The organism is Mastigocoleus sp. MO_188.B34, from assembly GCF_030065675.1.
In the GTDB taxonomy this organism is placed as follows: Bacteria; Cyanobacteriota; Cyanobacteriia; order Cyanobacteriales; family Nostocaceae; genus Mastigocoleus.
The window spans coordinates 1-11290 of the sequence record NZ_JASJDK010000187.1; the positions used below are offsets into that span (position 1 = coordinate 1).

The 11290-nt window shown below is 40.3% G+C and carries 6 protein-coding genes; 1 reads left to right on the forward strand and 5 read right to left on the reverse strand.

The genetic code is table 11. The features are described 5' to 3' along the window. Positions 1 to 250: 250 nt before the first annotated feature. From tkt to acpP, 3 genes are all read right to left on the reverse strand, one after another. Complete coding sequence (gene tkt, locus QNJ50_RS27050; RefSeq protein ID WP_300641826.1) at positions 251 to 2257, reverse strand: transketolase; 2007 nt, start codon at positions 2255 to 2257, stop codon at positions 251 to 253. Between the two features lie 547 nt (positions 2258 to 2804). Next, the gene (gene fabF, locus QNJ50_RS27055; RefSeq protein WP_300641828.1) at positions 2805 to 4055 is read right to left on the reverse strand and encodes a beta-ketoacyl-ACP synthase II; all 1251 of its coding nucleotides are present in this window, start codon (positions 4053 to 4055) and stop codon (positions 2805 to 2807) included. 471 nt (positions 4056 to 4526) lie between these two features. Beyond that, positions 4527 to 4778: an acyl carrier protein gene (gene acpP, locus QNJ50_RS27060; protein ID WP_300641831.1), complete on the reverse strand. Its 252-nt coding sequence runs from the start codon at positions 4776 to 4778 to the stop codon at positions 4527 to 4529. A 253-nt stretch (positions 4779 to 5031) separates the two neighbouring features. On the opposite strand from acpP, the gene QNJ50_RS27065 reads away from it, so the two are divergent. Further along, on the forward strand, positions 5032 to 5943 hold the full coding sequence (locus QNJ50_RS27065) for a CoB--CoM heterodisulfide reductase iron-sulfur subunit B family protein (RefSeq protein WP_300641834.1): 912 nt from the start codon (positions 5032 to 5034) through the stop codon (positions 5941 to 5943). Positions 5944 to 6523: 580 nt separating this feature from the next. On the opposite strand, the gene QNJ50_RS27070 is transcribed toward QNJ50_RS27065, so the two are convergent. Continuing rightward, positions 6524 to 9049, reverse strand: coding sequence for a tetratricopeptide repeat protein (locus QNJ50_RS27070; protein ID WP_300641837.1), 2526 nt, complete (start codon positions 9047 to 9049; stop codon positions 6524 to 6526). A 995-nt stretch (positions 9050 to 10044) separates the two neighbouring features. Beyond that, positions 10045 to 11094 carry a UDP-3-O-(3-hydroxymyristoyl)glucosamine N-acyltransferase gene (gene lpxD / locus QNJ50_RS27075; RefSeq protein WP_300641840.1) on the reverse strand — a complete coding sequence of 350 codons (1050 nt, stop codon included), beginning with the start codon at positions 11092 to 11094 and terminating at the stop codon, positions 10045 to 10047. Between the last annotated feature and the right edge of the window lie 196 nt (positions 11095 to 11290).

Consider the following 11290-nt stretch of genomic DNA (forward strand, 5'->3'; position numbering starts at 1 on the left):
CGTCTCCTAAGAAACTTGTGCTCGAAAGCTTATAAAACCGTACTTTTTGATTTTGTGAGCGTCAGTTTCTTTTATGTTTTGTGGAGGGGAAAACCCAACCCCTCCTCACCCGCTCTACAGGAGAATCTGTTGCAATGATTGATGGAATTGGTATAATTTTATTCTCTGTCCCCCATTTCCTTCAAACATAAAAAAGGCGGGCTAATCTTCGCCCACCCCAAACTTTTATTTAGAGATTATTTATTTACGACTAACCCAAAACTTCTTTAGCTTTGGCAACTACATTATCAATGCTAAAGCCAAATTTCTCCATACAAACAGCGCCAGGAGCAGAAGCACCAAAACGATTGATGGTTACAGTACCACCTTCAGCACCAATGTATCTTTCCCAACCAAAGCTCACGCCAGCTTCTACAGCTACGCGTTTGGTGACAGCTTTCGGTAAAATTGATTCTTGATAAGCTGCATCCTGTGCTTCAAACATTTCCCAAGAAGGCATAGAAACAACTCGAACTTTCTTGCCGGTGAGTTTCTCAGCTGCACCCACACAGAGCTGTAATTCAGAACCAGTACCAATTAAGATTAGATCTGGAGTACCGTCACAATCAACTACAGTGTATGCACCTTTAGTTGCATTTGCAGCAGAAGTACCTGCTAAGTTAGGTACACCTTGACGAGTGAAGGCTAACAAAGTAGGTTTGTTTTGCTTAGCATTCTCGACCGCTACTTTGTAAGCACCAGAACATTCGTTTCCATCTGCAGGACGAAATACTGTCAAGTTAGGAATAGCTCGTAATGAAGCTAAAGTTTCTATGGGTTGGTGGGTAGGACCGTCTTCACCTTGTCCAATGGAATCGTGGGTCATCACCCAAATTGCTCCAACCTCAGATAGAGCAGATAGGCGGATGGCTGCACGCATGTAGTCTGTGAAGATAAGGAAGGTTGCACCGTAAGGAATTAATCCCGAACCATGTAATCCAATACCATTACAAATTGCACCCATACCATGCTCCCGTACGCCAAAGTGGACGTTACGGTTTTGGTGCTGTCCTTTTTGGAATGCTCCATTATCTTTGATTTTGGTCAGGTTAGAGCCGGTTAAATCAGCAGAACCACCAATAAATTCAGGTATTACCGATGCCAAAGCATTGAGGCAGGTTTCAGAATGTTTGCGAGTAGCAAGTCCTTTATCTGCAGGAGTATAGCTAGGTAATACTTTATCCCAACCATCGGGAAGTTGACCGTTAATTTGACGTTCAAATTCAGCTGCTTCTTGGGGATATTTAGCTTTATATTCAGCGTAAGCTTTTTCCCAATCAGCCTCATGACCAGCACCACGATCTACAGCTTTACGCATGTGAGATAAAGCATCTGCTGGTAAATCGAAGGGTTCGTATTCCCAACCGAGATTTTCACGGGTAGCTTTAACTTCATCTGTTCCAAGGGCAGAACCGTGAATTCCCGATGTATTTTGTTTGTTTGGTGCACCGTAACCGATGGTAGTTGTCACCTTAATCATTGATGGCTTATCGGTGACAGATTTTGCTTCTTCGATGGCTTTAGCAATTCCTTCTAAATCGGTATTGCCATCTTTGACGTGGAGAACATGCCAACCATAAGCTTCAAAGCGCTTAGAAACATCTTCGGTGAATGCAAGGTCAGTGGAACCGTCGATGGAAATATGGTTGTCGTCGTACAGAGCAATCAGTTTACCTAGCCCTTGGTGTCCAGCAAAAGAGCAAGCTTCACTGGAAACACCTTCCATGTTACAACCATCACCTAGAATTACATAGGTGTAGTGGTCAACAATTTTCGCATCGGGCTTATTAAACTTGGCAGCAAGGTGTGCTTCTGCCATTGCCAAACCGACTCCATTCGCAATTCCTTGACCTAGTGGACCGGTGGTTACTTCTATCCCTGATGTGATATGGTTTTCCGGGTGTCCGGCAGTTGGAGACCCCCACTGACGAAATTGCTTGATATCTTCAATACCCACACTGTCAAAGCCTGTCAGGTACAGTAGGGCATACTGCAACATAGAGCCATGACCGGCAGACAAAACAAAGCGATCGCGGTTGAACCACTTGGGATTTTTGGGGTTATACCGCATGAAACGGTCCCAAAGTACAAACGCCATCGGTGCTGCACCCATTGGTAAACCAGGGTGACCAGATTTCGCTTTTTCTACAGCATCAATTGCTAAAAAGCGAATCGAATTAATACAAAGTTGTTCAAGGGATTGGGTTGCAACAGCCATAATCTCTTATTCTTAACGACGGGTTAGTACTCTCATGAGCATCTTGCTCGGGTTTGTTTTAAATTTTCCCAAGACTGCATATCCATCATCCCATTGCGACTTGCTCTCTCACAAGGAGCGAAAATTTGGGATTAATATCTCGACCTTTCAGATTCACATTCATTTTACGAAGTGTAACAGTCGTTATTCCGTTGTCAGTCACACCGAAAAATGAAGGCTAATTCACTCCCAGTATTGCTTAGAGATATGTAGCAGGATTGTGCCCAGTTACCTCGCTATGCTAACAGGAGTCAGGAGCCAGAATCCAGAAATCATTCAGAATTCACAACTCTGAGTAGAGGAGCTTGAAGCCATAGAAAAGTGTGAAACGCACTTTTCCATAAACTGCTCTTTTTCCCAAATTACTTTGGATTTGCGCTTCACATTTTTTTCAGAATTTCATTCATTTGGAACCTGCTACTGTAACCTGCTACCAATTTACCAATTCCTTCAATACTAGGAAGAAAATAAACGTGCGACTCAAATTTTGAGACTTAAATATTAAGAATTAGTTGTACTTTCTAAATGCTAATGTGACGTTGTGACCGCCAAATCCAAAAGAATTGGAGAGTGCAACTTCTACAGGTAATGCGCGACTTTCATTCGCAACATAATCTAAATCGCATTCTGGATCGGGATTTTCTAAATTAATTGTTGGTGGAACTTTGTCGTTAGCGATCGCTAGTACTGTGGCTACTGCTTCTATCCCGCCCGAACCGCCCAACAAATGCCCTGTCATTGACTTGGTGGAACTTACAGCGATTTTATAAGCATGTTCGCCCAAAGCTTTTTTAATTGCAGCGGTTTCGTTGGGGTCATTTACGGGGGTACTAGTACCATGAGCATTAACGTAACTCACCATTTCTGCAGTAAGTCCGCCATCTTTCAGAGCCAGCTGGATCGCACGCGCTGGTCCTGCTCCACCAGGTTCTAAGGAAGTCATGTGATAGGCATCACAAGTCATTCCATAACCAACGATTTCAGCGTAAATTTTAGCACCGCGACTTTTTGCGTGTTCTAGTTCTTCTAGAATTAACACTCCGCTACCTTCACCCATGACAAATCCATCTCTATCTTTGTCAAAAGGACGACAAGCTTTTTGAGGATCGTCATTACGAGTTGAAAGAGCTCTTGCTGAAGCAAAACCAGCTATCCCTAAAGGTGTAATTGCAGCTTCACATCCGCCACAAATCATGGCTTGGGCATAACCATTTTGAATTACCCGGAAAGCATCGCCAATGGAATTAGAACCTGCTGCACAGGCTGTTACGGAACAAGAATTTGGTCCTTTTGCTCCCGTATGAATTGCTGTCAAGCCCGCAGCCATATTAGCAATCATCATTGGAATCATAAAAGGACTACAGCGGTCTGGTCCGCGATCCAAGTAAATTGTTTGCTGGTCTTCCATTACTTTTAGACCGCCAACACCAGAACCAATAATTACGCCAATTTGTTCTGCGTTCAGTTCGTTAATAACTAACTTTGCGTCTGCCAAAGCTTGTTTTGCTGCTGAAACTCCAAATTGGGAAAACCGATCCATGCGCTTGGCTTCTTTTCGAGCCATATATTTCTGAGGATCGAAGTCTTTTACTTCACCAGCTATGCGACAATTATGTTTAGATGCATCAAATGCACTGATTTCACCAATCCCGTTACGTCCGGTTAATAAGCCTTCCCAATATTCATCTGGTGTATTTCCAATCGGCGTAATCGCGCCCACACCAGTTACAACAACGCGCTTACGTTTATAATCTGTCATGATGGTAGAAAAAAATTACCTAGAAATTGAGGCAGAGTCCCAAACTGCCTACTGAATTATGAGTTATTAAGTTATGAGTCCTGAGGAGTCAGCCTCAGAAGTATTTTGCCCTAATTTTTACTTTCCCGATTTATAGTTTTTCGTTCTGTAAATCTTTAAGTCTGACTGATGTAAGTTTGACTTGGGAGAGCTTGCCCAGTTCCGGTAAGCTCACTTTACTATACTGAGGGAATCTTTATTTTTACCAAAGTCTTCCACAAATAAATCTCAGGAAAATAGATTCCAGAATTTAGGAAAATAAGTTCCAGGAAAAATAAGTTCCAGGAAAAATAAATTCCAGGAAAAATAAGTTCCAGGAAAAATATATTTTAGGAAGTGGGGTTTTACTGGCGTTCCCCCAGAAGAGAAGTTAGTAAAAATTAGATTATCTTACAACGTGACTCCTCACCCAACACTTGATCGCTGCAGATTTTAGGCAGATGCAGCGACTTTCTCGTTGATGTAATCAACTGCCTCTTGAACTGTTGTAATTTTCTCAGCAGCTTCGTCAGGAATTTCAATATCAAATTCCTCTTCCAAAGCCATCACCAATTCAACTGTATCGAGAGAATCTGCCCCTAGGTCGTTAGCGAAATTGGATTGAGGCTTGATTTTCTCTGCCTCAACACTCAACTGTTCGGTAACAATTTCTTTAACCTTTTCAAAAATTTCTGTTTGACTCATAGATAAAAATCCTGGTTTGAGGTTGCTATAATTGGCTCTTGAATGATGCCATAATTTTGAGCATATACATCTTATCGGAAAGCGTGATCGGGTACACCGTAAGAATGCTTCTATTTTTCAATTATTATTAAATTTTTTAGCGCCTATTTTTCAAGTACGTACTTTTGGGTGCATACAATTAATCATCCATCATAACAAGCTGCGATCGATGACTATTCGATCGAGTCTTAATCTTCCCAATTAATAGAATTTTATGCTATCGCGGACACTAAAATATGCTTACTATCCTGGTTGTGTTGCTCAAGGAGCCTGTGGCGAGCTTCATCAATCAACCGTTGCTCTTTGCCGAGTTCTGGGAATCGAACTGTTTGAACTCAAAAAAGCAGCTTGCTGTGGTTCTGGGACATTCAAAGAAGATTCCCAACTTTTAGAAGATACTGTCAACGCTCGAAATATTGCTTTAGCGGAGGAATTAAATTTACCTTTATTAACCCATTGCAGTACTTGTCAAGGTGTTATTGGTCACGTAGATGAACGGCTTAAAGAATACCAAAAAACACAACCTGATTATTTAGGTCGAGTTAATAATTTTTTAGAGAAAGAAGGTTGTTTGCCTTATCGGGGAAAAACGCAAGTCAAGCATCTTCTTTATGCTTTAGTTGCTGACTTTGGTATCGAAGAAATTGTCCAACGAGTTACTCGTAAATTAACGGGTCTAAAATGTGCGGCTTTTTATGGCTGCTATTTACTCCGGGCACAAAAATCGATGACCAACGATAATCCTTTTCATCCTGAAGCGATGGAAAATGTATTTCGTGCTGTGGGTTCCACACCAATTTATTATCGAGGTCGCACCCAATGTTGTGGATGGCCACTTTCTAGTTATGCAACAAAAGAATCTTTTCAAATGGCTGGGAAGCATATTCAAGAAGCCTTAGAAGCGGGGGCTGATTGCTTGGTAACTCCCTGTCCTTTATGTCACTTGAACTTAGATTCTCGCCAACCGGAAGTCGAAAAAGTCATAGGTGAAAAGCTTGGTTTACCTGTACTGCACTTACCCCAATTAGTTGCTTTAGCTGTTGGCGTAAGTCCCAAAGAATTAGGTTTATCTCGCCATGTAGTTAATACAAAACCTATTTTAGAAAAATTAGGAATTAAGGATTAGAGATTGGGGATTGGGGTGAGCCCGCGCCTAACGGCGTTAGCGGTAGCGTGGCGTATGACTAGCGTCACGCTTCCGCTAAGAGCCATAAGCACTGCGTGCCGCCCCTGAGAAGGCGCTGCGCGTTGGACGCACCCTACGGATGTGTTCGCTGTAAGCGCGTTCAAGGGGCACCGGAGGTGTTTGCACGCAGCAAGCTGTTAGCGTTAGCGTGACTTTAGTCATACGCGTAGCGCGTCAACAAACGGCTACGCCGCCCGCGTCCAAACGTGGCTTACGCCACGCCCCTCACTTGGCGGAATACCTATAGCTTCAATACCTACGGAGGATCCGGTACACTACGTTAGCAGCCGCCCGTTCTTAGCGGCATAAAGCCTACGGCGTAGGCAGATCCGCAGGTGACGGCTCCGGATCCGTAGGTAGCGTAGCTATAGGTAGCGTAGCTATAGTCAGAGCCTTCGGCGTCGGCGTAGCCTCTAGTCTCTGGGAATTGGGGATTAGGGATTGGGAATTGGGAGAAAAATAATTATGATTCCCATTACCTGTTACCCATTACCTACTACCCATGACCCATGACCCCAAATCATTCCACAGATATCGGTGTAAAACCAGGTGTTACCATAGGCTCTGGTGCTACTTGGTTTGAATTCGACTTCTGTAAAGATTTATTTCTTTCACCTGGAGTAATCTTGGCATTTGGTGAAAATGTAGACTTTGAGCTTGAATTATCTAAATCTGAATTATCTAAATCTGAATTATCTAAACTTGAATCCGCAGAATTTGGTTTTGGCTCTGGATTCGGTTTAGGAGTGGGATTAGGTTTGGGAGTTGGAATGGGAGTGGGGGTGATATTTGCTCTGGGTGTAGATATAACTTTAGGAGTAGAAATAACTTTAGAAGTAGATTTATTGATATTGGGTTTGAGTTCTATATTTGGTGACAAAGGGGGAAGTGGAGGAGATGGGGATTCCAATACTGGAAAATCTGAGTCGGGAGTTGATTCAGTGGAAAATCTAGACTTTTGAGAATTTTTATTTTGAATTTCTTTGGGTAGTTTTGGATTGAATTTATATATATTTCTCTGATTGGGATGCTGATGTTCTGCTGATGGTACCAAAGGTGGTTCAGGAGCAGGGGGCTTTCCAAGCTGGGACGATGTTGGTAAAGCAATTTCTGGAATTGGAGGTATATGTATGGGTTCAGGTTTACTTACCGAGGAAGGAGTTGAAACGGGTTTTGGGACTGAATCTACTACAGGTGAAATGGATTGGGAGTTATCTGGGGAATTATCAGAAGTTGAATTTTCAGGTGTGTGAGTTATACGATCCCAACTGAGTAATCCTACCAATCCTCCAGACAGGAAAACCCCTGCAGCAATAATTCCTTTTGATGGGGAAGAAGTTTTTTTCGGAGCGGAATTTCTCAGAAATTCGAACGATCCCTTTCGATATATTCGAGTTGGTAATTCTTTATCTTCATTCCCCTGTAAATTACTATCTGCAACATGAGTATCAGAAGGAATTTGAGTTTCATCCAAATTGGATTCTAGTTGTGAATAAAGTAAGGTCGTATCGTTTGCGGATATATTGGTATCGACTATTGGAGTGTTAGATGAGTGGGAATCAACATTCAGTTGGAGTAAGTCTAAATGATGACCGGTAGCGACAATTGCTGTTTGATCGTCTAAAGACGTACGTATGTCTAATGCTTGGTTTAAGTAATCAGTTGCTGTATTACTATCTTCTAAACACAAGTAGCAAGTACCCAACTGATGATAAGCCCAAGCTTGAATTGCTTTTTCCTGGCTAGCTTGCGATGCTTGTAAGATTCTTTGTAATACTTGTTTCCATAAGCCCCAAGATTTATTTAAGGCTAAGGAACTTTCTACAGACATTCCCAAAAATACTACATCTTGCCAACGACTAGCTGTAACTGCAATTTCTAACAGCTGTACTATGACATCAATTTCTGGACATAGGAGATCGGGTTTTGATTGATATTTCTGCCCTACTTTTTTAAAGTAATTTAATGCATTTTCCAGTGGTTCAATTAATTTGCTTGGAGGAGATAAAAATTCTCGAATTACAAGCGTGAGAGTATAACGAGAACCATCAAACCTTAATATATGAAGTTCACACAACTCTTTCAGAATCTGAGAGTATTCTGAAGATGTGGTTATAGATACTACTTGATTTCCATCTAGTCCCACATCTCCCATTACTGCGAGTAAATCTACTATGTGGCGTTGTTGATGTGTCAGAAGTGCAAGAATGTGTTTAATAATATGCTGTTCGGGTGCAGTATCAGGTAATTGAGATACTAATTGACTTAGTACAAAACCGCGTTGAGTAATATTAGCTATTACTAACCTGATATATGTTGGGTTTCCTTTTAGTTTTGCATGTAAAACCCTCGCAGCTTCTAACTCCTCATTAGTTAAGGAACGCTGCAAGTGATTTTTCAAAAACAATATTGTATTTTTTTCTTCCCACCCAGTTAACTCAATAACATTTTTGGGTTCTAAGATTTTTCTCTGAGAAGAACTGAAAATAAATTTACAGTTTGCTGCGCTTTTAAACAGTTCTTTAAATTCATCCTGGATTAGTTTATTTTCGTCAAGTACGACTAATACTTCTTTGTCTGCGATATCTCGCTGAATTTCTTCTGGGGTGGGTTTATAGAAAATATCGCTACGATAAAAATTTTCCCAAATACGCTGAAGTATATCTTCAACTTCTGGATGAAATACCTGTAGGTAGATAACTTTATGGGAGAACAGGGAATTGATTTGACTATGATTCGCCAAACAACGCAACAAAGTAGTTTGTTCTAATCCCGTCTTACTACGTAATTCGACGGATTGACTAGATTGGAAAATTGTTGCTATTCGCTCAACTATGCTTTCCAAATCTATCAGTTCATCATCTCCTTTAAGCTTTGTAAGCGCCCCATCACTTGGAGAAGGTGGATCTATTAGAACTACTTCTGGTTTAGTTCCTCGTTCAATGACAGCACCATTGATATTACTTAGTTCAATGGTGTATTTACCAACGGATAAGTTACTCGTTTTTTCGCCCCGGATATTTTCCGCAAGATTAATTTGAGGCATAGTGATTTCTCCAAACAAATTCAGCTGATGCTTCTCTATCAGCTACAAATAAAATTACGAATACAATTGCTATAAATTTTACATTAGCTTATGTAAATAGCTGTTTGATTAAGGGATATATTCGCAGAACATACTCATAAAATATAAATCCCCTAAAAATGTGTGTGTGTTATATAAATTCTTTTGTTTGAGAAGTCAAAACGAATCAAATATAATTAACTCGAAATTTCCGAGAGGAGCAAGCTTATTTTGAGTGTGTTTAGCTATTTATTGAAATATGCAAATATAAATTGTTGTCTAAATAAACCCAGATGGCAACCGTATTTCATAATGAAAAAAATTTACTATAGACACAAACTAATTTAACTAATACTTTAACGTGTTTTTTTGATATTAGCCTCAGCGAATTCATAACAGGTTTTAGTCACAGTAGAGAAAGTTAAGCATAATGATTAATTTTAGGTTATGATGTTATGTCTTATATCTTTTTGTAGTTTTTTAAAATTAGTTTTTGAAACTGATAATTTGTGTGCGTCAAACATATCAGGCTAAGATTAGATTATTTTCTCATATTTTGAACTATTTGATTTTGCCCCCGAACTATCTTGCAATGTGTGCTGGCATACAAAATATTTGCAAGTTAACTAATCGAATTATAGAACGAGAAACCATAGCATTATAGTGAAATTAACACGCACCATTAACAATAACGAAATATCAGAAGTTTGATTTGTAATATTTTATTCATAGAGTTTTTCTTATGAGATATTCCTTTCAAAGTATACTTCCAAAATATACTCCCAAAAGATTAAAATGCCCCGGATATTGGGGCTAATGGAACTCATACTAAATCCGGCTTAATTACCCCCTTTTGATAATGAGATGGAGTGTGGGGGAAATCCCAAAAAAGATAAAAGGGTTTTAAAAATCGGATTTGGTATCAAACAAAAAGGCTTAAGCAACAATTAAGTAATAACTATTTCATTAGCAAAGAGTCAAATATTTCCTAGCTTTCGTTTCCATTTTCTGAATGTTTGATACATTTCTGGCAAACGGTTTAAAATAGCTGACACTTTCAAATATTGACTGTGGGATACAGCTGGATAACCAGAAACAGTTTCTCCGGGAGGGACATCAGAATGAACTCCAGAATTTGCCGAGGCGATGGACCCATCACCAAATTTTACCTGGTTTGCAATTCCTACTTGTCCGGCAAGTATAACTCGATTGCCGAGTTCTACACCTCCAGCCATCCCAGCCTGAGCAGCGATCGCACAACCTGCACCGGTCTTACAACCATGACCTATTTGGACTAAATTATCTATAACCGTATTTTGACCAATTCTTGTTTCTCCCACTGCTGGGCGATCTATGGTGGTATTGCAACCAATCTCTACACCGTCTTCTAAAATTGTGTAACCTGACTGATGCATTTTTTCCCAACCAGTCGCAGTTGGGATAAAACCAAAACCTTCAGCACCAATAACCGAACCACTATTAATTTGGCAATCCATACCAATTTGAGTTCGTTCGTGAATGCTGCAGTTGGCGTGCAAAGTTGTGCGATCGCCAATTTTACAATTAGGGTATATTACTACATTGGGGTGAATACACACATCATCACCGATTTCAGCTTCTGCTTGAATAACAACATGGGCACCAATATAGACATTAATACCGATTTTGGCTGTGGGATGAATCACAGCAGTGGGATGAATTTCAGCCACCGGACGCCAAGGTTGATAGAAAATAGCAATAGCCTTGGCAAATAAAAGTCTTGAGTTTGAGGTTTCGATCCAAGCAATACCTCTTTCCAGGGCTTGAGCTTGTAGGTCTTTGTCCTTCGGTAAAATTAAAGCACTGGCATTAGTGGTATTAACAAACGTTTTAAATTTTGCGCCTTCAACATAACTAATAGTGCCAGAACTTGATTCATCATCAATGGCTGCGGTTCCTGTAATTTCCGGATCGAGTTCTTTATTGATTGTCAAACTATTGGAAACAGCAGCTTCACCCAGTTTTTCTACAATTTCGCTAAATTTCATTATTCAAAATAATTTTGTTCGTAAAATTACTCTTAAATCACGCCGCGTAAATAGCATAATGCAATTTAAATGACTCGCAACTGTTTGTAGGGATTATTTTTGCGACTGGGGATTGGGGATTGGGGATTGGGGATTAGTGACTGGGGATTAGGAATTAGGGATTGGGAGAATAAATAAAAATCAAAAATAATAGAGG